20 protein-coding genes are annotated in these 21,814 nt (G+C 65.8%); 6 read left to right on the top strand and 14 right to left on the bottom strand.

The features are described 5' to 3' along the window. The first annotated feature begins 210 nt into the window (after positions 1–210). The 3 genes from P0D71_RS12655 to yjfF are packed head-to-tail and all read left to right on the top strand — an operon-like array spanning position 211 to position 3,958. Positions 211–1,812: a sugar ABC transporter ATP-binding protein gene (locus tag P0D71_RS12655; protein ID WP_408480282.1), complete on the top strand. Its 1,602-nt coding sequence runs from the start codon at positions 211–213 to the stop codon at positions 1,810–1,812. Continuing rightward, positions 1,809–2,864: an ABC transporter permease gene (locus P0D71_RS12650; RefSeq protein ID WP_408480280.1), complete on the top strand. Its 1,056-nt coding sequence runs from the start codon at positions 1,809–1,811 to the stop codon at positions 2,862–2,864. Before P0D71_RS12655 ends, P0D71_RS12650 begins: the two co-directional genes overlap by 4 nt. Then, complete coding sequence (gene yjfF, locus P0D71_RS12645) at positions 2,861–3,958, top strand: galactofuranose ABC transporter, permease protein YjfF (RefSeq protein WP_408184889.1); 1,098 nt, start codon at positions 2,861–2,863, stop codon at positions 3,956–3,958. The genes P0D71_RS12650 and yjfF overlap by 4 nt, the downstream gene beginning before the upstream one ends. Before the next feature lie 16 nt (positions 3,959–3,974). Here yjfF and P0D71_RS12640 read toward each other — a convergent pair whose 3' ends face one another. Together P0D71_RS12640 and P0D71_RS12635 are read right to left on the bottom strand one after the other, a co-directional pair. After that, positions 3,975–5,276 carry an MFS transporter gene (locus P0D71_RS12640; protein WP_408480278.1) on the bottom strand — a complete coding sequence of 434 codons (1,302 nt, stop codon included), beginning with the start codon at positions 5,274–5,276 and terminating at the stop codon, positions 3,975–3,977. A 65-nt stretch (positions 5,277–5,341) separates the two neighbouring features. After that, on the bottom strand, positions 5,342–6,121 hold the full coding sequence (locus P0D71_RS12635) for a putative hydro-lyase (RefSeq protein ID WP_408349364.1): 780 nt from the start codon (positions 6,119–6,121) through the stop codon (positions 5,342–5,344). 186 nt (positions 6,122–6,307) lie between these two features. On the opposite strand from P0D71_RS12635, the gene P0D71_RS12630 reads away from it, so the two are divergent. Further along, positions 6,308–7,246: a LysR family transcriptional regulator gene (locus P0D71_RS12630; protein WP_408184892.1), complete on the top strand. Its 939-nt coding sequence runs from the start codon at positions 6,308–6,310 to the stop codon at positions 7,244–7,246. Between the two features lie 29 nt (positions 7,247–7,275). On the opposite strand, the gene mdcH is transcribed toward P0D71_RS12630, so the two are convergent. The 8 genes from mdcH to P0D71_RS12590 form a co-directional block, all read right to left on the bottom strand. Next, a complete protein-coding gene (mdcH, locus tag P0D71_RS12625; RefSeq protein ID WP_408480276.1) occupies positions 7,276–8,208 on the bottom strand; it encodes a malonate decarboxylase subunit epsilon in 933 nt (310 codons plus the stop codon). Continuing rightward, positions 8,208–8,909, bottom strand: coding sequence for a malonate decarboxylase holo-ACP synthase (locus P0D71_RS12620; protein WP_408480304.1), 702 nt, complete (start codon positions 8,907–8,909; stop codon positions 8,208–8,210). Before P0D71_RS12620 ends, mdcH begins: the two co-directional genes overlap by 1 nt. After that, entirely contained in the window at positions 8,909–9,727 is an 819-nt protein-coding gene (mdcE, locus tag P0D71_RS12615; RefSeq protein ID WP_408480274.1) for a biotin-independent malonate decarboxylase subunit gamma, read from the bottom strand. Before mdcE ends, P0D71_RS12620 begins: the two co-directional genes overlap by 1 nt. Next, on the bottom strand, positions 9,724–10,617 hold the full coding sequence (locus P0D71_RS12610; RefSeq protein ID WP_408480272.1) for a biotin-independent malonate decarboxylase subunit beta: 894 nt from the start codon (positions 10,615–10,617) through the stop codon (positions 9,724–9,726). The genes mdcE and P0D71_RS12610 overlap by 4 nt, the downstream gene beginning before the upstream one ends. Next, positions 10,614–10,928 (bottom strand): malonate decarboxylase subunit delta, encoded by a 315-nt coding sequence (locus P0D71_RS12605; RefSeq protein ID WP_408480271.1) that lies wholly within the window; start codon positions 10,926–10,928, stop codon positions 10,614–10,616. Before P0D71_RS12605 ends, P0D71_RS12610 begins: the two co-directional genes overlap by 4 nt. Then, positions 10,916–11,860, bottom strand: a complete 945-nt coding sequence (locus P0D71_RS12600) for a triphosphoribosyl-dephospho-CoA synthase (protein ID WP_408480302.1) — start codon at positions 11,858–11,860, stop codon at positions 10,916–10,918. Before P0D71_RS12600 ends, P0D71_RS12605 begins: the two co-directional genes overlap by 13 nt. 104 nt (positions 11,861–11,964) lie before the next feature. Further along, positions 11,965–13,647 (bottom strand): malonate decarboxylase subunit alpha, encoded by a 1,683-nt coding sequence (gene mdcA / locus P0D71_RS12595; RefSeq protein ID WP_408480270.1) that lies wholly within the window; start codon positions 13,645–13,647, stop codon positions 11,965–11,967. Positions 13,648–13,656: 9 nt separating this feature from the next. Further along, positions 13,657–14,430 carry a GntR family transcriptional regulator gene (locus tag P0D71_RS12590; RefSeq protein WP_091802197.1) on the bottom strand — a complete coding sequence of 258 codons (774 nt, stop codon included), beginning with the start codon at positions 14,428–14,430 and terminating at the stop codon, positions 13,657–13,659. A 181-nt stretch (positions 14,431–14,611) separates the two neighbouring features. Between P0D71_RS12590 and P0D71_RS12585 the strand changes: the two genes are divergently transcribed. Further along, entirely contained in the window at positions 14,612–15,910 is a 1,299-nt protein-coding gene (locus P0D71_RS12585) for an MFS transporter (protein WP_408480300.1), read from the top strand. Between the two features lie 169 nt (positions 15,911–16,079). On the opposite strand, the gene P0D71_RS12580 is transcribed toward P0D71_RS12585, so the two are convergent. After that, the gene (locus P0D71_RS12580; RefSeq protein ID WP_408184899.1) at positions 16,080–17,003 is read right to left on the bottom strand and encodes a DMT family transporter; all 924 of its coding nucleotides are present in this window, start codon (positions 17,001–17,003) and stop codon (positions 16,080–16,082) included. 102 nt (positions 17,004–17,105) lie between these two features. Here P0D71_RS12580 and P0D71_RS12575 point away from each other — a divergent pair, with 102 nt between their 5' ends. Next, positions 17,106–17,987 (top strand): LysR family transcriptional regulator, encoded by an 882-nt coding sequence (locus P0D71_RS12575; protein WP_091802188.1) that lies wholly within the window; start codon positions 17,106–17,108, stop codon positions 17,985–17,987. 91 nt (positions 17,988–18,078) lie between these two features. Here the strand turns inward: P0D71_RS12575 and P0D71_RS12570 are convergent, their stop codons facing one another. The 3 genes from P0D71_RS12570 to P0D71_RS12560 are packed head-to-tail and all read right to left on the bottom strand — an operon-like array spanning position 18,079 to position 21,802. After that, positions 18,079–19,137 carry an ABC transporter ATP-binding protein gene (locus tag P0D71_RS12570; protein WP_408480267.1) on the bottom strand — a complete coding sequence of 353 codons (1,059 nt, stop codon included), beginning with the start codon at positions 19,135–19,137 and terminating at the stop codon, positions 18,079–18,081. 28 nt (positions 19,138–19,165) lie between these two features. Then, positions 19,166–20,770, bottom strand: a complete 1,605-nt coding sequence (locus tag P0D71_RS12565) for an ABC transporter permease (protein ID WP_408480265.1) — start codon at positions 20,768–20,770, stop codon at positions 19,166–19,168. Continuing rightward, positions 20,771–21,802, bottom strand: coding sequence for an iron ABC transporter substrate-binding protein (locus P0D71_RS12560; RefSeq protein ID WP_408480263.1), 1,032 nt, complete (start codon positions 21,800–21,802; stop codon positions 20,771–20,773). Positions 21,803–21,814 lie beyond the last annotated feature (12 nt).

Raw genomic sequence — 21,814 nt, 5'->3', positions numbered from 1 at the left:
TAAATCAGGCTTCCTGATTGTGACAAGCGTGCCCGGCCGCGTAGACGAAAGCGTAGACGAATGCGCAGCCGGGAAGCGCCGTACCGACAGATCGAAAAAGGTTTCTCCAGCGGTGCCTGGCCGTCCGACTGCTTGGGCAGCGGACGGCCTCTTTTGCGCGCAGCTACGCTGGAGGCCGCCGAACCACGCACCGCCGATCGAGCGAGGCCTATGACGCATCACCCTTCCAGTTCAAAGCCGCTGGCTGGCGCCGCCGCTACCCAGCCCGGCGGCGCCGCGAGCGCACTCGAACCCGTTCTCGCCACCGCCGGCGTCAGCAAGACATTCCCGGGCGTGAAGGCGTTGCAGAGCGTCGATTTCCGCCTGTTCCCCGGCGAGATTCACACACTGATGGGACAGAACGGCGCCGGCAAATCCACTTTGATCAACGTGCTCACGGGCGTGGTCGCGCCCGAGGCCGGCACTATCCGCCTCGGTGGCGAGGTGGTGGCGTTTGCCTCGCCGCAGGAGGCCGAAGCGGCCGGCATCCGCACGCTGTATCAGGAAGTGAACCTGTGCTCGAACCTCTCGGTGGCGGAGAACATATTTGCGGGCCGGCAGCCGAAGCGCTTTGGCGCGATCGACTGGAACGACATCAAGCGGCGGGCTCAAGCCGCGCTGGCGCGCCTCGACGTGACGCTCGACGTCACCCGTTCGCTCGACGCCTATCCGATCGCCGTGCAGCAGATGGTCGCCATCGCGCGGGCGCTTTCGGTCGATGCACGCGTGCTGATCCTCGACGAGCCGACCTCGAGCCTCGACGACAGCGAAGTTGCGCAGCTGTTCAAAATACTTCGGCATCTTAAGCAGTCTGGCATTGCGATTCTGTTCGTCACGCATTTTATCGAGCAGACGTATGCCATTTCCGATCGCATTACGGTAATGCGCAATGGCGAGCGCGAAGGCGAATATCTCGCACGCGATCTGCCAGCCGATCAGCTTGTGTCCAGGATGGTCGGCCACGAGCGCATGAGCGCGCGTTTGCGCGAAGCGGCGCAAGCAAGCCACGACGGCCATGGAGGGCTGCAGGGTGCGCAGGCCGGCCAGCCGTTCATGGCGTTGCGCGGCGTCGGACGGCGCGGCTCGATGCAGCCGATCGACCTCGACGTGCAGCCGGGGCAAATCCTCGGCCTTGCCGGTCTGCTCGGATCGGGCCGCACGGAAACCGCGCGGCTCCTGTTCGGAGCCGATCGCGCCGACAGCGGCACGATGCTGGTGGAAGGCCGGCCCGTGCGGCTGCGTTCGCCACGCGACGCGGTGCGCCATGGCATCGGCTATTGCGCGGAGGACCGCAAGAAAGAAGGCATCGTCGCCGAACTGTCGATCCGCGAGAACATCCTGCTGGCGTTGCAGGCAAGGCGCGGATGGTGGCGCAAGATCAGCCGGCAACGGGCGCGCGAGCTGGCTGATCTATGGATCGAGCGGCTCGGCATCAAGGCGTCGGATGCAGAACAGCCGATCGGCTTGCTGTCCGGCGGCAATCAGCAGAAAGCGCTACTCGCGCGCTGGCTCGCCACCGATCCCAGGCTGCTGATACTCGATGAACCCACGCGCGGCATCGACATCGCGGCCAAGTTCGACATCATGGATCGTCTGCTGGCGCTGTGCGCGAGCGGCCTGAGCATCCTGTTCATTTCGTCGGAAATCAGCGAGGTGCTGCGCGTCAGTCATCGCGTGGCGGTGTTGCGCGACCGCCGCAAAATCGCCGAAGTGAGCGGCCAGGCCTCCAACGAAGACAATATCTATCGACTTATCGCGGGGAGCGGCGAATGAAGCTATCGAACTGGATCGCGCGCGACGGCGCCGAGCGTCCGTTGATCTGGCCGTGCGTGACGTTGCTGTTGCTGTGCGGCCTGAACCTGTGGGTCAATCCGCATTTTCTGTCGCTGCGCATGCTCGACGGCCATCTGTTCGGCGCCCCGATCGATGTGCTGAATCGCGCCGCGCCGCTGGTACTCGTCGCCACCGGCATGACACTGGTGATCGCGACGCGCGGCATCGACATTTCGGTGGGCGCGGTGGTGGCGATCGCGGGCGCCGCCGCGGCCACCATTCTGGCGACCCAGCCGGTGGCGTCCGCCGGACTGATTGCGCAGGCGCTGCTGGCTGCGTTGATCACGGGTTTGCTGAGCGGCATGTGGAACGGGTTGCTGGTGTCCTTCGTCGGCATGCAGCCGATCATCGCCACCTTGATACTGATGGTCGCCGGGCGTGGCGTCGCGCAATTGCTGACAGCAGGGCAGATCATTCCGATCGGCGCGCCGGGCTATCTGTTCGTGGGCGGTGGTTACTGGCTCGGCGTGCCGTGTTCGGTCTGGATCGCCGCAGTGGCGGTGCTGGCCACCGCCGCGCTCGTCGAAGGTACGGCGCTCGGGCTTTTCATCCGCGCGATCGGCGTCAATCCGGTCGCCACGCGTCTGGTGGGTCTGCGGTCCAAGGCGCTCGTCTTCGCGGTGTACGGTTTCTCAGGGTTGACCGCGGCAATGGCGGGCATTCTCATCAGCTCGAACGTGCGCAGCGCCGATGGCAACAATGCCGGTCTGCTGCTCGAACTGGACGCGATTCTCGCGGTGACGCTCGGCGGCACCTCGCTGCTAGGCGGCCGCTTCAGCCTCGTGGGCACGGTGCTGGGCGCGCTGATCATTCAGACGCTGACTTACACCACCTATTCGATCGGCGTGCCCCCCGAGGCCACGCTCGTCGTCAAGGCGGCCGTGGTGCTGGCGGTGAGCCTGATCCAGTCGCCGGCGGCGCGCTCGCTCGCCATGTCGATCGGCATGTCGGTCCGCAGGTCGCTCGTCAAGCAACATGGAGCTGCGCAATGAGACGAATCCTCGAAGCATGGGCTCATATCGTCGATCCGCGCACGCTGCCGATTGCCGTCACGATCCTGCTGTTCTGCGCGTTGTTCGGCTTCGGCTCGGTGATGTACACCGGCTTCTTCTCGTGGCAAGTGCTGCTCGATCTGCTGGTCGACAACGCGTTCCTGCTGATCGTGGCGATCGGCATGACGTTCGTGATCGTGTCCGGCGGCATCGACCTGTCGGTGGGCTCGGTCGTCGCGCTGACGACCATCGTCGAGGCGGTGCTCTCCGAACACATGCATTGGCCCGTGTGGGCGATCCTGCCGATCGTGTTGCTGATGGGCACCGTGTTCGGCGCGGTGCAGGGCGCGTTGATCCACTTCTTCCGCTTGCAGGCTTTCATCGTCACGCTGGCCGGCATGTTCTTCGCGCGCGGCCTGTGCTTTCTGATCACGACGCAGTCGATCACCATCACCGACCCGACGTTCCAGAAGATTTCGGCGTTTCGTCTCGACATCGGCGTCGGCTCGGTCACCGCCAACGTGCTGATTGCGTTCGTCACGCTGCTGGCAGCAATCTACGTCGCACATTTCACGCGCTTTGGCCGCAACGTGTACGCGATCGGTGGCAATGCGCGCTCGGCCTTGCTGATGGGCTTGCCGGTCGCGCGCACACGCGTCGGCGTGTATGCGCTGAGCGGCTTCTGTTCGGCGCTCGGCGGCGCGGTCTTCACGTTCTACGTATTGTCTGGCTACGGTTTGCAAGGGCAGGGCATGGAGCTCGATGCGATCGCGGCGACCGTGATCGGCGGCACACTTCTGACTGGCGGGGTGGGCTATGTGATCGGCTCGCTGTTCGGCGTCGGCATTCTCGGCACGATCCAGACGCTGATCACTTTCGACGGCACGCTCAGTTCGTGGTGGACCCGCATCGTGATCGGCGCGTTGCTCTGCGCATTCTGCCTGTTGCAACGCCTGATCGAGCGTCACGCGAAATCAGTGGGGCGCCCTGGCGGCACCGGCGCAGTCGTGACCGCGGGACGCGAACGCGGGCACGCGGACGGATCGGCGCCGCCGGACACGCATGTGATTGGACGCGCGCCCGAACAGGCGTGAGCAGTGCGGTGGTGCCTCACGCGCTGAGTTGCCGGCCTCGGGTTTCGGGCAGCGTCAACGCAGCGAGGATCACGACACCGTACGCCGCCGCCGCGAACACGCCGATCGCGTGGCCGAGCGTCATCGTTTGCGAGACGTAGCCGATCAGGAACGGAAACGTTGCGCCGATTGCCCGCCCGAAGTTGTAGCAAAAGCCCTGGCCGGAGCCGCGCATGCGGGTGGGAAACAGCTCGGTGAGGAACGCGCCCATGCCCGAGAAAATGCCGGACGCGCAGAAGCCGAGCGGGAAGCCGAGCACCAGCATCGAGAGATTGTCGAGCGGCAGTTGCGTGTAGATCAGCGCAATTCCGCACGACGCCAGCGCGAACGCGATGAAGGCGCGCTTACGCCCGATCCTGTCGCTGACATAGGCGCCGGTGAGATAGCCGCAGTACGAGCCGACGATCACCACGCCCAGATAGCTGCCGGTACCGATTACGCTGAGATGCCGTTCGGTCTTCAGATACGTCGGCAGCCAGGTCGTCACTGCGTAGTAGCCGCCTTGTACACCGGTTGCCAGCACCGATGCGCGCAGCGTCGTCCACAGAATCTCGCCACGGAAAATGTCGAGCAGCGAGGTACGCGTTTGCGAGGCGGCCTGCGCCGCTTTCTGCTGCCGATGCACCTCGGGCTCGTCGACGAAGCGTCGGATCCAGATCACGAACGGCGCCGGCGCGATACCGATGGCGAACAGCACACGCCACGCGTAATCGGGCGGCACGAGCGAGAACACGGCCATGAAGAGCAGCGTGGAAATGCCCCAGCCGATCGCCCAGCCCGCCTGCACGAGGCCCACCGCCTTGCCGCGATCGCGTGCACGGATCACTTCGCCGATCAACACCGCGCCTGCCGTCCACTCGCCGCCGAAGCCGAGGCCCATCAGCCCGCGCGCCCATAGCAATTGCGCGAAATTCTGCGCCAGCGCGCAAGCCAGCGTGAAGACGGCAAACCAGAGAATCGTGATCTGCAAGGTTTTGACGCGGCCGATGCGATCCGACAGCACGCCGGCGGCCCAGCCGCCGAGCGCCGAACTCAGCAGCGTGACGGTGCCGATCAGGCCGGCGTCGCCGCGCGTGATGCCCCATGTCGCGATCAACGTCGGAATGACGAAGCTCAGGAATTGCGTGTCCATCGCGTCGAGCACGTAGCCGATCTTGCAACTCCAGAAGGCGCGCTTCTCACTGCCGGAGATCTGCCGATACCACGCGAACGGGCCTTTCCCTGTGCCGGGCGCGCCGTAAGGTTCGGCGTCGGCGGTCAACTGCGCTTCGGTTTCCATGCTTGCACTCCGGTCGTCGTGGGCCGCGGCTCGTCGCGCGGCAGGTGAGGGAATAAACGCGTTGGCTACAGCACCGCGAGCGTGGTGTTGGGAATGTCGGTGACGAGCATGTGTCCCGGCTTGTGAGCGATCGCGAACGGCAGACGCGCGCTTTCGATGGCGGCTTGCGGTGTCACGCCGCACGCCCAGAACACCGGCAGTTCGTCGCTGCGCACTTCGACGGCGTCGCCGAAATCGGGACGCGCCAGATCGCGAATGCCGATCAGCGACGGATCGCCGATATGAACCGGCGCGCCGTGCACGGCGGGAAAGCGGCTGGTGATCTGTATCGCGCGGATGGCGTCGGCGGCCTTCATCGGCCGCATCGACACGACGCGGTTGCCGCCGAATACGCCGGCCGCCACGTTGCGCTCGCGCGTGCGATACATCGGCACGTTGACTTGCTGTTCGATATGACGTAACGCGATGCCTTCGCGCCGCAGCATTTCTTCGAAGGAAAACGAGCAGCCGATCGCGAACACCACCAGGTCGTCGCGCCACAGTTCGTCGAGACTGCGCACTTCCTCGGCGCGCTCGCCATGCCGGTACACGTAAAACGCCGGCACGTCGTTGCGGATGTCGAGATCGGCGCCGAGCGCGGGCACGCGCCAGTCGCCCGGTTCGCCGATGCCCAGCAGCGGACACGCTTTCGGGTTGAGCGTGCAGAAGCGCAGAAAATCGTCGGCGTATTGACGGGGCAGGATGGCGAGGTTGGCTTGCGCATAATCTCCGCAGTAGCCGGCTGTCGGACCGGACAATCGGCGAGCGCGAATCTGCTGACGAAACTCGGATGGCGTGTAGGACATGAACTGCTCGGCTCCAGGTAGACCGGTGTGGCTGAAAACACTTCAGCGTTGCGACCCAGATTAGTAACGTCAAAAATATCCATCCAGCGAGTTTTTATTGCGTTTCGTTAAATTAAACTTAACAGCGCCGCAGCCGGTTTGCGGCGATGATCGCGTGCATTCCGCCGTTGTTGAGAGAGCTCCGCAATGAATACCCGCTTTGTCGAAACCTTTCTGACGCTCGCCCGCCTGGGCAGTTTTCGCGCGACCGCCACCGCCATGCACGCGACGCCCGCCGCGATTTCGCTGCGCATCAAGACGCTCGAAGCCGAGTTGGGCGTCGAGTTGATCGAGCGCGATGCCGCTGACTTTCAGCTCACCGTGAATGGCGAGCGGCTGCTCGCGCACGCGCGCTCGGTGGTGCAGGCCACGCGCTCGCTGCAACTGGCCGCGCAGGACGAGACGCAAGTGGCGACGCGATTGCGCCTCGGCGTGATCGAGACGGTGGTGCATAGCTGGCTGCCGGACTACATCCGGATGCTGAACCTCGAATACAACCGCATCGTCGTGGACCTCACGGTCGATTCGAGCGCGATACTCGGACCGCGTTTGCGGGCGGGCGAACTGGATCTGGTGATTCAGGTGGAGGAAACCGCGGAGCACGAGGCGTCGATCGTCTCGACCTTGCTGGCGAGCTATCCCGTGCGCTGGATCGCGCGCAGCGATCTGATACCGGCCAGCCGCGCGAAACATGTGCAGACGGTATTGAGCAAGCCCGTGCTGACGTTCGGCCGTGGCACCGCGCCTCAAATCGCGGTCGAAGGGATCGTGCAGGCGCTCGCAAAGCGCGCCGGCGTGCCGCTCGCGCAGACGCAGGTGACCTGCATGCCGTCGGTCGCGGTGATCGTGAAACTGCTGCGCGACGGTTATGGGGTGGCGGCCGTGCCAGCGTTATTCGTCGAGCCTTATCTGACCCGTGGCGAACTGGGCCAATTGCAGGTACGGCCATTGCCGCCACCGATCGACGTCGCGATGTACTACCGCGACGATGCCGACGTCGGTGTGCTCGCGGCATCTCGTGTCGCGCGCAACGCTTGCGATCAGTATGCGAAGGCGATGGGGCGGCAGTTGATCGGGAAACGCTGAGGCATGCTGACGAACACGCCGTGGCTCATTCAGCGCGCGTCCAGACGCCGTCGCACAGTGGCCACGAGCCGATCGAACGAGAACGTGCTGGCGGCGAGCGCGGCGGTGTCCGGAAAGTGCTCTCGCGCAATGTCGGTCAATACCTGTCCCGGCGGCGCTTCGATCAACACGCGCGCGCCCATTTCCTGCATCACGGTGAGCGCGTCGAACCAGCGCACGGTGTAGCGCATGTTGGTCGCGAGATCGTCGCGGATCGCGTCCGCCGTGTACAAAGGACGTCCGCCGCGATTGCCGACATACGTACTGTGCGGCGCGTGAAAAGGCACATCCTTAGCGTAAGCGGCCAATTCGTCCGTGGCCTGTGCGAGCAGTTCGCAATGCGACGGCACGCTCACCGCGAGGCGCGTGGCCTTGCGCGCGCCAGCGGCCAGCGCGCGTGCGATGAAGGCGTCGAGCGCTTCGTTCGCGCCCGCTATCACGATCTGGCGCGGCGCATTCACGTTGCCGATGTAGACATGCTGGTGGTCTTCATCGGCATGCCGTGCGGCGAGTGTTTCCACCTGATATTCGGTCAAACCGGATATGGCGGCGAGACCGTAGCCGGATGGGTAGGCCGTTTCCATCAGCTCGGCGCGGCGGCGAACCATCTTCAGCGCATCGTCGAAATGAATCGCGCCGCAGCTTACCGCCGCTGCATAGGCGCCGACCGATAAGCCCGCGCTGATCTCCGGCACGAGCTGTTCATCGGCCAGCGCGCGCGTGAGCGCCACGCCTGCCACCGTCAAGCCGATCTGCACGGCGACGGTCGAGCGCAGTGCGTCCGGCGTGTCCAATGTGAGCACGTCGACGCCGAGTACCTGCGAAGCTTCCTCGAGCGTGTCGCGCACTGCATGATGCCGAGGCAGGCGATGCAGGAACCCATCGGTCTGCGCGCCTTGTCCGGGGAAAAGCAGGGCGAGCATCAGGCGTGGCTACCGTGAGTCGCGGTGGCCCACGGATCGGTAATCAGGCACGGGCCGCTCGCATGGCGTGCCATCACGCGCGATTTTCCCGCGGCCCATTCGGCCAGCGCCACGCCACCCGCGGGCGTTTCGAGTTGTGCGTCCACGCGAACGCCCATACGTTGCGCCAGTACCTGCAGATGATCCAGCAATTCAATCGCGTGGTTTCGCGCGAGCGGTTTTTCGTCCGTTCGGATCAGCAGATCGAGATCGCTCGATGCCGTCACCGTCGCCACGCGTGTGGCCAGTTCAAAGCCGGCGCTGCCGGTCGGTCCCCACGTCAACGCGCCCAACGGGCCGGCCGCGTCGTCCTGCAACGCGGCGAGCGCGGCGAACGCGGGCAATGCGCCGCGCCCTTCGAGCGGCGTGCTTGACGCCAGCGCTTCCGGCGACACGGCGCTCACCACATCCGCCGACGACGCCCACGTCCCGTAGCGCTGCGAGCGCCCGGCACCGCGCATACCGATTGCAACGAACCCTTCAGCCGCCGGTGCGCGTCTGACGACCGCATACGGCGCGCGTCCGAAAGCCTCGCGCACCCACGCCGGTTCGCCCTCGAAAGCCTGCAAATGTCGCAGGCGCAACAAGTCATGCGGCCGCCATCGCGCATTGCATGACAACGCGTGGTCGATTGCAAACGGCGGCGCGGCGCACACCTGCATCACGCGGCATCCCATTGTTCGGCGAGACGGCGGCGCACTTCGATCGACGCCGCGCGATTCTTCTGCGCCGCCGCCGATTCCAGCCGATGCGCGAGGTTGCGGCGGCCATCGCCGCGCACGCTGCGAATCTGCTCGCTCAGAACCTCGCGCACGCGCTCGATCTGCGCGGCGTCGGGCGCGTCGGCATCGATCCCGTCAATCAACTGGTCCAGCAGGCCGAGCTTGGCGAACGACGCCATCGAGTACGACATCGGCACGATGGTTTCGCCGAGCGCGTCGAGTGCTTCGACCGTGCGGCGCGTGACGCGCGCGGCGGCTTCCTTGCCCATGGCGTGAACCATGGTGCCGGGCGCGTCGAGCGCGACGATGCGGTTGGCCTGATAACCGTGCGCGAGGAAGGCGCCCGACATCGCCGGTCCGACGATCAGCGCGATCACGGGATGACCCGCGTCGCGTGCGGCCGCGTAGGCGTCGACGGCCGCTGCACAGGCGAGGTGAATGCCGAGCATTTCCTCGCGATAGCCGTAAGCCTGACTTTTCACGTCGACGATCGCGACGATCGGGCGGCGCGTGCCGCTCGCTTCGTCTCGTGCAATGACGTCGCGCACGGCGCGCGCGAGCCGCCAGCCCTGTTCGAGGCCGACCACATTGTCGGTCGCGCGAGGAAAGCGGTTTGATGGATCGGGCACCACGGAGAAGAAGTGGGCGGTTTCGCCGCCGAGTTGCGCGTCGCCGCTCCACACGGGCGCCTGGCTGGCCGATTCGCCGGCGAGCGCCTGGAACCAGCGCGCGCCGCGGCTGAGTTGTACGTCGCTCATGCTTGCTCCTTGCGCAATGCGTTGTGCTCATTCTGCGCGTGACGGTTGAACACGTCGCGCATGGTTTGCGGCGTGACGCTGGCGGGATCGATCCGCGCGAGCCGGTTCAGAAAAAGGTCGACCTGTTCGGTGCGATGCGCGGCCGGTACACCTTGCGTGAACGCGGAACGCACGGCGGCGCGCACCGCGTCGGCATCGTCGTCGACCAGTTGATCGGCGAGCGCGGTTGCCGTTCGCTGTTCGCCGCCGATCAGTTGCCACACGCGGCGGCGATCGCTGGCGTCGAGCTCTTCGATGCCGGCTTCCTGTTCGATCACTTCGGGGCCGTTCATGCCAAGCCGCCCCTGCTTCGTGACGACCAGGTACGAGCACAGCGCAGCCGCCAGCGACATGCCTCCGAAGCAGCCGACCATGCCCGCGATCACGCCGACCACCGGCACATGCCGGCGCAACGCGACGATGGCGGCCTGAATCTCGGAGATCACCGCGAGGCCGAGGTTGGCTTCCTGAAGCCGCACGCCACCGGTTTCGAACAGCACGACCGGCCGCACGATCTTGCCGTTTTCGCAGTCGCGCAGGGCCAGTTCGAGCGCCGCGGCGATCTTGCTGCCCGACACTTCGCCGATGCTGCCGCCCTGGAACGCGGATTCGATCGCGGCGACCACGGCGGGTTCGCCGTCGATGGTGCCGCGCGCGATCACGCAACCGTCATCCGCCTGGCAGACGACGCCTTGCAGCGGCAGCCACGGCGACTCGATCCGGTCGAATGGGCCGAGCAGTTCGCGGAAGGTGCCCGCATCCAGCAGCGAGCGGGCCCGCTCGCGCGCCGGCAGTTCGATGAAACTTTCGCGCAGCATCGGCGCGGGTTGAGTGCTCGCGACCGTATTCATGCGTCGTCTCCCTGTTCGGCGGCTTCGACGGCTTCCGCGAGCCGCAGCGCGACCACGCCGGGCGTCGCGCCGAAGTCGTTGATTTCGATTTGCGCGGCGCCGTCGTAGCGGGTGAAGAAGCGGTCGAGCACGCTTTTCCAGATGTGGCTGTAGCCGTCCACGCTGGTGCGCACGACCACATGCGCGCTCAGCGCGCCGGCCTGATTGGCGGGCGAGAGCAATACTTCCAGGTCGCCCGAACCCACCACGCCGACATGCGCGCGGGTCGTGACGGCGCGTTGCGCCGGATAGTCGAAGGTCAGATGTTCCATGAGTCCTGGCTCCCGCTGGCGTCGTGATGCGCCAGCCTGTCGAGAAAGAGGGTGGCGGCGAGCAGATCGGCTGCGCCGCCGGGCGATGCGTTGAGCGACAGCAATTCGTGTTCGAGCGCGGCGAGGGCGGCGCGGCCCGCGGGCGTCGAGCTGCCGCCCGCGTCCAGCACGCGTTGCGCGCCGTGCTGTCCGGCGTGCAGGCCGGGCAACCCCGCGCGATGCAACAGGCAGGTGTCGTCCAGCAACGCCATGATCGAGAGCAGGGCGTCGACGCGCGCTTCGTTTTCGTCGATGCCTCGCGCGCGCGCCGCGCGCAACGCAGGCAAGCCCACGTCGACGACGTGCGGGAAGCCGTCTTGCGCTTCGCGGCGCGCGCCACCGACGTGGTAGCGCTGACGCGCGCGTTCGCCATGACTGTCTGACGGTGCGGCGAAGCGATCCGGGAAGCACGCGATCTGCGCGGCCCCCGTGCAGATTCTCGATGCGTTCAGACGCATGGCGCCTCCAGGCAGCGACGCGCCCGCGACCAGCAGCCCGACAATCCAGATCGCGCCGCGATGCGCGTTGCTGCCGCCCGTGGCGTGCAGCATGTCCAGTTCGCCGGCGCGGCCGATCTGCGCGAGCTCGGTGCGCAACAACGCGGACGGTTCGCCCCGGCGCCGCGCTGCGCGTGCGAGTGCGGCAAAGGTCGGCTCGAGTGCGTTGGCCGAACGCTGCATGGTGGCGAGATCGAGGTCGCGATGCGCGCCGCTGCCGCGCCGGTCGACCAGCGCGGGCTTTGGCGTGAGTTGCGCTTCGTCGATCAGCGCGGTGACTGCGTAACGGGCGAGTTGCGCGTCGGAGGGCGTGGACGCGAGGCGGGTGGTGCGCGTAGCCGTGTGCAGACCGGTCGTACCGTCAGCGGCGCCGGCAACTGCGGCCACTCCAGCCACTCCGGCAGGTCCGGCGCAAAGATCGGCCTGCGTCGCGCGTACGGCGCGAGCGCTCGGAGTCGAGGCTTGCGCCGTACGCGCGAGCAAAGCAGCGGGCGCCATGCTTACCAGCTCCTGAAGCGCGCCGGCGGTTCGTACAACCCACCCGACCACGTCACCAGATCGTCGATGCTGCGCGCCGCCAGCAGCGAGCGCTTGGCCTCGCCGCGACGAATGCCGAGATCCTCGGGATACGCGACGATGCCGCGCCGGCGCAGCTCCGCGGTCTTCTCCGGTTTGGCGCGCAGCCCGATCGGCGTCACGCCGGCCACGGCGGCGATCGCCGCGCGCCGCTCGTCGATACCTTCGGCCTTATGCAGATGCGCGATGCCTTCCTCGGTGACGACATGGCTGACGTCGTCGCCGTAGATCATCACGGGCGCGATCGGCATGCCGCTTCTCGCGCCGACCGCGACGGCGTCGAGTTCATCGACGAAGGTCGGCTCGCCGCCTTTCTTGTAGGTCTCGGCCATTTGCACGACGAGCTTGTGGCCACGCGACACCGGGCCCTGATCGCGCAGCAGCTTGAGCCACGCTTCGCTCGAATGACGCCGGCCGCGCGGATCGTGGCCCATGTTCGGCGCGCCGCCGAACCCGGCCAGACGCCCCCGTGTGACGGTGGACGAATTCGCGTCCGCATCGATCTGCAAGGTCGAGCCGATGAACAGATCGACGCCGTATTGCCCGGCCAGTTGGCAGAGCACGCGGTTCGAGCGCAGGCTGCCGTCGTTACCGGTAAAGAAAACGTCGGGACGCGCCTCGATATACGCCTCCATGCCGACTTCGCTGCCGAAACAATGAATGCTGTCGACCCAGCCCGATTCGATCGCGGGAATCATGGTGGGATGTGGATTGAGCGTCCAGTTGCGGCAGATCTTGCCCTTCAGGCCGAGCGACTCGCCGTAAGTGGGCAGCAGCAATTCGATCGCGGCGGTGTCGAAACCAATACCGTGATTCAGCGATGTCACACCGTACGGTTCGTAGATGCCGCGAATCACCATCATTGCGGTGAGCACCTGCAGGTCGCCGATATGGCGAGGATCGCGCGTGAACAGCGGCTCGACGGCGAACGGCCGGTCCGCCTGCACGACCACGTCGACCCATGAGCCCGGAATGTCGACGCGCGGCAATTCGTCGACGATCTCGTTGACCTGAACGATCACGATGCCATGACGGAAGGCGGCCGCCTCGGCGATGGTCGGCGTGTCTTCGGTATTCGCGCCGGTGTACAGATTGCCGTGACGATCGGCCTTTTCCGCGCACAGCAGCGCGACGTGCGGCGTCAGATCCACGAACATGCGCGCGTACAACTCGACATACGTATAGATCGCGCCGATTTCCAGCTGACCGTCTTCGAGCAGTTGCGCGACGCGCAGGCTTTGCGGCCCGGCGAACGAGAAGTCGACTTTATGCGCGATGCCGCGCTCGAACAGCGTCAGATGCTCAGGACGGCCAATGCTCGAAATCAGCAGATGCACGTCGTGGATCTTTTGCGGATCGACCTTGGCGAACGAGCGCGACAGGAAATCGGCCTGTTTCTGGTTGTCGCCTTCTAGGGCGACGCGGTCGCCTGGCTGAATCAGCGTTTCGAGGGCATCGACGATACGGTTCGACGGCAGCACGCCGTCTTCCAGCCAGGGTGCAATGGCGGCGAGGCGGCGGTTCTTTTCGTCGCGGCGCGTGGTCCACGAACGGGCGGCGGTAGGGGGCGACACTGCGGACGCAGCGGCTTGGGCGGGTCGGTTCATCGGCTTCTCTCAGCTCCCGGTGGCGGCGCGCGGGCGTCTGCCGCGCGGCTTGGGTTGATTCGCTAGCGCGGCTTCAGCCTGCGCGCGCTCGGTCAAAAAACGATAAAGCAGGTCGCCCGTGCCCAGCAGATGCGCGACAACCAACGCCTGCGCGGTGGGCACGTCGCGGCGTTGCACGGCGTCGAGCAGGGCGGCGTGTTCATTGTCGGACTCGCCCTTGTACGACGGCAAGCCGAACTTCAGGCGTAGATATCTTTCGCCGCGCCGGTGCAGCGTACCGATCATGTCGGCAAGCTGTGGACGCGCCGCGGGCGCGTACAGGCTCATGTGAAACGCCACATTGCGCTCGACATACAGCGAAGGGTCGGCTTCGCGTTCGGCGGCGCGGCACAGACCGGCGCTTTCGCGTAGCGTGGCGGCGGTGTGATGGGGAATCGCAAGACCGATCGCAAGGCTTTCCAGCGCCGAGCGGATCTCGTAGATCTCGCGCGCTTCTTCCGCCGACAAAGGGGCGACGGTCGCGCCTTTGTGTACAGCGGCTTTGGCCCAACCCTCGCTCTCCAACTGCCGCAAGGCCTCGCGCACGGGAATTGCGCTGACTGAGAAATGCCGCGCGATCGCGTCTTGGCGCAGCGGCGCGCCAGGCGCCAGCGTGCCGTTGACGATCGCCGCGCGCAGCGCCTCCGCGATCAGGTGGGACGTGCTCTCACGCGGCGCGGCCGCGGGTAAAAGCGGGCTTTGCGCCGGGGCGTCCAGGGGAAAACCATCTATTGCATCGCTCATAATATTAAATATTATATATAAAAAGACGCAAATTACAGACGGGCAAACCCGCAAAAGATTTTTGCCGTTCTGCTCGCCAATGCTTCTGACCGGTCGTGCATGGACGCCGTCAGGTCATCACAAACGCGTCATCTCGCGTCGTTGCCGTTACGCACATTAACCGTTGGGCCGGAGGAGCATGATGAGTTCACTAACCGACCGCACGTCGGTCACGCGGCGTCGCACGCCGCTCAACCGTTCGCAGATCGCAGGCTTCTGGGGAGCGTGGGCAGGCTGGACGCTCGACGGGATGGACTCGTTCATCTATGCGCTCGTGCTGACCCCGGCGTTGACCGAACTGCTGCCGCGCTCGGGTTATGCGGCGACGCCGGCGAACGTCGGCCTCGCCGGTTCGATCCTGTTCGCGCTGTTTCTGGTCGGCTGGGGCCTGTCGTTCATCTGGGGGCCGCTCGCCGACCGCTACGGCCGCACCAAGGTATTGGCCGGCACGATCTTCACGTTCGCGATTTTCACGGGCCTCGCGGCGACCTCGCACAACGTGTGGGAACTCGGCATCTATCGTTTCATTGCCGGTGTCGGTATTGGCGGCGAGTGGGCGCTGGCCGGGACGTATGTGGCGGAGGCGTGGCCGGAGGATCGCCGCAAGATGGGCGCCGGTTATCTGCAGACGGGTTACTACGCCGGCTTCTTCCTCGCTGCGGCGCTGAATTACACGGTCGGCGTGCATTACGGCTGGCGCGCGATGTTCCTGACCGGCGCGGTGCCCGTGGTGGTCGCGATTCTGATCCTGCTGCGCGTGAAAGAGTCGGAGAAGTGGCAGAAGGCCGAGGCGCGCACGGTGCGCACCAAACCGCTGCGCGAGATCATGGGACCGGCGTATCGGCGCCGCACCTGGGTGGCCTGCATTCTGCTGACGATCGCCATCATCGGGTTGTGGGCCGGCGCGGTGTACGAGCCGTCCGCCGTGATTCAACTGGCGACCAAGGCCGGCATGGCCAAGAACGACGCGATCAGAACGGCCTCGCTGGCCACGGGCTTGTTGTCCATCGCGACGATCCTCGGCTGTCTCGCGTTGCCGCCGCTAGCCGAGCGCATCGGCCGCAAGAAGACGCTGGCGATCTACTTCCTCGGCATGGCGATCGCGATCGTCGGCAGTTTCGGCTGGGCATTTTATTTGCCTAACGGTCTCGCGCCGTTCATTGCGTGGCTGTTCGTGCTGGGATTCTTCGGTGGCAATTTCGCGCTGTTCAGCTTGTGGCTGCCGGAGCAGTTCGAAACACGGGTGCGAGCGACGGCGTTTGCGTTCTGCACGTCGTTCGGGCGGTTCGTCGGCGCGGGCGTCAATTTTCTGCTCGGCGCGGCAGTGCTGCATATGCATACGCTCGGCGTGCCGGTGGCGCTGACGGCGCTGGCATTTATCGTCGGCCTGTTCGTGATTCCGTTTGCGCCGGAGACGAAGGGCGAGGTGTTGCCGCAGTGAGTTGGCGGCTTGGCTGAGCAGGGTGAGGCTGGCTTCGCGCATGATTGCGTGCAGTCAGCCTCCGCCACGCGCGGTTCAATCAATTGATTGTCGGCATGCATCTCATTTCGTGAAACTAATTCGGTATCCAGATGAAGTTGGTCGAGAAATTCTGCCAAATTACTGGCGATTAATCGCACGAATGCCGTCGCGCCCGTCCACCCGGCCGTAGCAACGAAAGCAGCGGCCACCCGAGATTGACCCCCAGACTCGCGACCACGATCAACGCCATGCCGGCAAGCTGCGGCATCGATAAGGCCCGCCCGTACACAACGGCATCCACCAGGATCGCCGTCAACGGGTACACGAACAGCAACACGGCAATGATCGGCGTGCTCAGCTTGGGCAACGCGCCGTAAATCAGCACATACGACAGTCCCGTATGCAGCACGCCCATGCCAACCAGCCAAAACCACTGCATCGGGCCGATATGCTCAGCGGTGAGCGGCGCAATGAACGGCAGGCACACGACGCCCACGGCACACTGCGCGAGCGTCAGCAGATGCGGCCGTAAATCGCCGAGTCCCTTGGCGATCACCGTAACGCTCGCATACAGCACCGAACCCGCGAGCGCTTCACCAATGCCGATCAGATAGCTCGTGTGGCCTTGCAGATGCTCGGTGGCCGCGACGCCCGACGCGAGCACGAGTCCCACGAAGGCAGTCGCAATCCATCCGAGCCGGTCCACGCCGAGCCGCTCGTTGAACAACGCCGCGCCCATCAGCACGACCCAGAACGGCTGCACGTGAAACACCACGGTAGCGACCGCGATGCTGGTGCGATGAATCGCATCGAAGAACCCGACCCACTGCGTGACCATCAGCACGCCCGAGATCAGCGCGAGCGCGACGGTGCGTCGCGTGAAATGCGCGTGCGTGAAGAAGCCTTTCCAGGCGCAATACGCGGCGAGCGCGAGAAAGCCGAACAGGCAGCGAAAGAACACCAGCGTCAGCGCGCCGAGCCGCGCTTCCTCGACGAAGATCCCGATGGTGCCCATCAACAGCCCGCCGCTGGCCAGCGTGATGGCGCCTTGTTGACGTTGGGTGAGGGACATGCGCAGCGGTCTCCGTGATGGTATGTCGCGAGTATTGCGCGGCTTGCACGGTACCGACAAACGAATTAAATTGAGCAATTCCATAAGCTGAATTGATAAATCATGCACCCGGAATTCGACGTCGATCTGTTGCGCACTTTCGTCGCGGTGGTGGAAACGGGCAGCTTCACGAAGGCGTCGGCGACCGTGCATCGTTCGCAGGCGGCCGTCAGCATGCAGATCAAGCGGCTCGAAACCATGCTCGGCACGACGCTGTTCGCCCGCAATACGCGCAATCTGTCGCTCACGCGGCCGGGCAATACGCTGCTCGAATACGCGCGGCGCGTGCTGGCGCTGCATGAGGAGGCGTGGTCGGCGATCGTGCGGCCCGAGGTCACCGGGCGCGTGGTGCTCGGTGCGCCGGACGATTACGTGTCCTCGTTGCTGTCGCCCGTATTGCGGCGTTTTTCGAATCTGTATCCGCATGTGGAGATCGAAATCGTCTGCGCGCAGAGCACCTCGCTCGCGCCGATGCTGGCCGACAACAAGATCGACCTCGCCTTCGTCACGCGCGACCGCAAGTTGCGCGGCGAATTCGTGCGCAGCGAGCCGATGGTGTGGGTGGGGGCGTCGGTGGATACACCGGTGCTGGCGGCGTCGCCGCTACCGGTGGGACTTTACGAGCCGGGCTGCGTGGCGCGCCAGCATACGCTGGCCGCGCTGGACGGCGCGCGTATCCGCTATCGCGCGGCGTTCAGCAGCGCGAGCCTGATGGGACTGGTGGCGACCGTGGATGCGGGGTTGTCGGTGATTGCGCTCACGCGTTGCAGCGTGCCGCCGCGCTTTGCGATTCTCGGTGAAGCGCAGGGCTTGCCGACCATCGCGCCGCTGGAAATCGTGGTGGCGCGCAGCGCCAAGTCGGACCGGCCGACGTGTGATTACCTGGCCGCGCAGATGGTGCAGGATTTGTCGGTGCGGCCTCAGTCGCGTGGGGCGGCCGCTTAACGGCGAGACGAGGTGACGGCGAGTCGAGTTGCCGAAGGCGGCTAAGTCCGCTAAGTCCGCCTTCGTACCTTCTGATGTTCAAACGCGGCGACTAGGCACGCGCGTAAGCCGTCACCTCGCCATCTACCGCGAGCCGGACCTGTTCGCCTGGCCGCGGGCAAAGATAACCCGGCACGCGCGCGCGGATCAGGGTTCGCGTGCCGGAACGCAGCTGCAGCGCGACGCCTGCGTCCTGTCCCTGGAAGATCACTTCCGTGACGACCGCGTCATGCACTGGCGCGCCGTTGTGCAGCGTGTCTTCGGCGCGCAGCAGCCGGATCTGCTCGGGCCGCACCATCACATCGACAGCGCCTTCGCCTATCGGCCCGGACAGCGGCAATTCGCCCAGCTCGCAACTCACCCGGTTCTGACTGACCACGCCCGGCAACAACACCGCCTCGCCGACGAACGACGCCAGTTCGCGCGTCACGGGCCGACGGTAGAGCGTTTCCGGCGTCGCCGTCTGGATCAGCCGGCCGTTCCACAACACGGCCACCTCATGCCCGAGCGACAACGCCTCGGGTTGATCGTGCGTGACCAGCACGGCCGTCGCGCCGGTCGCGGCCAGCGCGCTTGCCACGGCTTGCCGGGTTTCGAGCCGCAACGCGGCGTCGAGCGAGGAGAAGGGTTCGTCGAGCATCACCAGCGTGGGCGACGGCGCGAGCGCGCGCGCCAGCGCGACGCGTTGCTGCTGGCCGCCCGATAGCTGCTGCGGCGCGCGTTCGCCGAAGTTCGCCGGCAAGCCGACCAGCTCCAGCAACTCGGCCACGCGATGCCGCGCGCGGCGTTGCGCGCGCGGCAAGCCGAACACGATGTTCTCCGCCACGGACAGATGCGGAAACAGCGCGCCTTCCTGCGGCACGTAGCCGATATGGCGCTGTTCCGACGGCACATGCAGACCGTCGCCGGCCACGCGGCGGCCGTCGATTTCGACACTGCCGCCATCCGCGCGTTCGAAACCGCACAAGAGGCGCAGCAGCGTGGTCTTGCCGCTGCCCGACGGACCCAGCAGCGCGAGCAGCGTGCCGCGCTCGACGGAAAGATCGATGCCGTGCAGCACCGGTTGGCCGTCGAAAGATTTTTGCAGCCCGCGGATACGAAGTTCGCTCATGACAATCCGATGGTAAAAGCGCGGCGCGTCAGCCGCGTTCGCCGAGTAGCGCCGACTTGCCGAGCAGCGTGAACAGCAGGCCCGAGGCGAATAGCGAAATGCCGGTGAGCAGCGCCGCGTACGGCGCGGCGGCGGCGAACGCCATGGTCGAGGTGTCGGCCCAGACCTGGGTGGCGAGCGTTTGCGTGTCGAGCGGGGAGAGCAGCAGCGTCGCGTTCAGTTCGGTGACGACCGAGATGAACACCATCGCCGCGGCCGCGCCGAGTCCAGGCGCCGCCAGCGGCAGCACTACGCGAAACAGCGTTTGCGACCAGTTCAGGCCGAGTGCGCGTGCGGTCTCCTCGAGGCGCGGCTGTGCCTGCATGAAGGCGGCGCGCACGCTGACCAGCGCCACCGGCATGAACAGCATCGCGTAGGCGATCACCAGCAGCGTCGCGCTCTGATAGAGCGGTTGCAGCACGTGCACCGCGAGCGACACGATCGCCAGTGCGATTACGAGACCCGGCACGCCTTGCGCGAGAAACACCGTGCGTTCGAACAGCGTCGCGAAACGGGTCGGATAGCGCACCAGCAGGAACGCGAGCGGCACGACCAGCAGCGTGGTCAGCAACGCGGCGGCCAGACCGAAACCGAGCGACGAGAGCGTCGCATTGAACAGCAGTTCGGGCGACACGTCGGCCGGCGTGACGGCAGCCGCGCCCGGTTGTGTGAGCCAGTAGCCGATCATGCCGAGCGGCACGCCGAGCGTGGTGAGCGACAGCAGCGCAAAGCCGCCGACGACGATCCAGCGCCACACGCCGAGGTCGTAGCGCAACACCGCGCGGCGGGTGCCGCGATCCACGCGTTCATAGCGCGCCGCGCCGCGCACGCGGAACTCGAATGCCAGCACGATCAGGCAGATCACGATCAGCAGGCACGCGAGCAGCGACGCGCCGCCGCCATCGAAACTGGTGCGGAATTCCGCGTAGATCTGCGTGGTGAACGTGTGAAAACGCAACAGCGTGAACGCACCGAACTCGGACAGCACGCCGAGCGCGACCAGCAGCATGCCGCCGAGCAACGCGGGACGAAGTTGCGGCAGCACCACGCGAATGAAGGTGGTCCAACGGTTGCAGCCGAGTGCGCGCGCGCTTTCTTCGAGCGCGGGATCCATGCTGCGCAACGCTGCGGCGACCGGCAGATAGACGAGCGGAAAATACGCGCAGGTGAGCACGAGCAGCGCGCCCGCGAAGTCCTGCAAATCCAGGCTCAGCGACACCCACGCATAACTCGAGATGAAGGCCGGCATGGCGAGCGGCGCGGCGCTCAACACGGCCCACGCGCGGCGTCCCGGCAAGTGCGTGCGTTCGACTAACCACGCGGCAGCCGTGCCGACCACCGCGGAGACCAGCGTGGTCGAGACTGTGATCATCAGCGTGTTGATCAGCAGTTCGCCGACCAGCGGACGGAAGATCAGATCGATCGCCTCGGCCGCGCCGAAGCTCGCGGCGCGCCAGAACGTCAACGCGATCGGCAGCAACACCAGCAAAGCGCTCAGTGCCGCCGCCGCGAACAGGCCACGCGGCGCGCGCGGACGGGCGCGCGCCGGCGCAGTGGGGACAACCGGCGGGCCGGCTGACAATGCTTCGCTCATTTACAGGAGGCCTGCCTGACGCAGCAGCTTGCCGGCCTGGCTGTCGTCGCCGAGTTGCTGGATGGTCAGCGGCGGCGGGCTCAGTTCAGCGAAAGGCTTGAGAATAGGGTCAGGCGCGACACCTGCGTGCAGCGGATATTCGAACATGACGTGGCTATTCGCCATCAACTGCTGCGCGCGGTCGCTGACCAGGTACGCGAGAAACTTCTGGGCGCCGTCCGTGTTGTGTGCGGACTTCAGCACCGCGGCGCCCGACACGTTCACGGCCGCGCCGGCGTCGCCGTTGCCGAAGTGATAGATCGCGCTGCGGGTTTTGCCGTCGCCGAGTTCGGCATGCAGGCGCGCCCAGTAGTAGTTGTTGATCAGTCCGGTCGCGACACCGCCGCGGTTCACGGCGGCGACCACGCCTTCGTCGTCGTCGAAAATCTGCGCGTTGGCTTTCAGGCCCTTGAGCCACTGCACCGTTTGCGCCTCGCCCTTCAACGCGAGCACCGCGGAGACGAGCGGCAGGAAGTCACCGTCGCTCGGGGCAATGCCAATCTTGCCTTTCCATTCCGGCTTGGCGAGATCGAACAGCGATTGCGGCAGTTGCGATGCCTGCACCTTGGTAGTGTTGTAGGCGAGCACGTTTTCACGCGCGGTCACCGCGACCCATGCGCCGCTCGGCGAACTGAAGCGCGCCGGCACCGTGGCGAGCGTCGAGGCGTCCACCTTGTTCAGCAGGCCTTTCTCTTCGAGCAGCATCAGCTCCGGCGAGTTTTCCGTGAAGTACACGTCGGCGGGCGTGGCGGCGCCTTCGGCGACGATCTGCGCGGCCATGGCCGGGCCTTCGCCGTTGCGGATCTTCACCGAAATGCCCGACTGTTTTTCGAAGTCCTTGGCGAGCAGATTGACGACCTGCTCGTGCTGCGCGTTATACAGCGTGATCGACGCGGCGTGCGCCGCCGACGGCACCGTCGCGAAAGCGGCCAGCGTAAGCGCGGCCGCGCCGCTCAGAACACGCAGACGAGTGCCAAACCAGTTGTAAGCCATGATCCAGAAATC

Source organism: Paraburkholderia sp. RL17-383-BIF-A (assembly GCF_046028015.1).
GTDB lineage: Bacteria > Pseudomonadota > Gammaproteobacteria > Burkholderiales > Burkholderiaceae > Paraburkholderia.
Note: the sequence above shows the minus strand (reverse complement) of the source record. Positions and strands in the feature narration are given on the sequence as shown.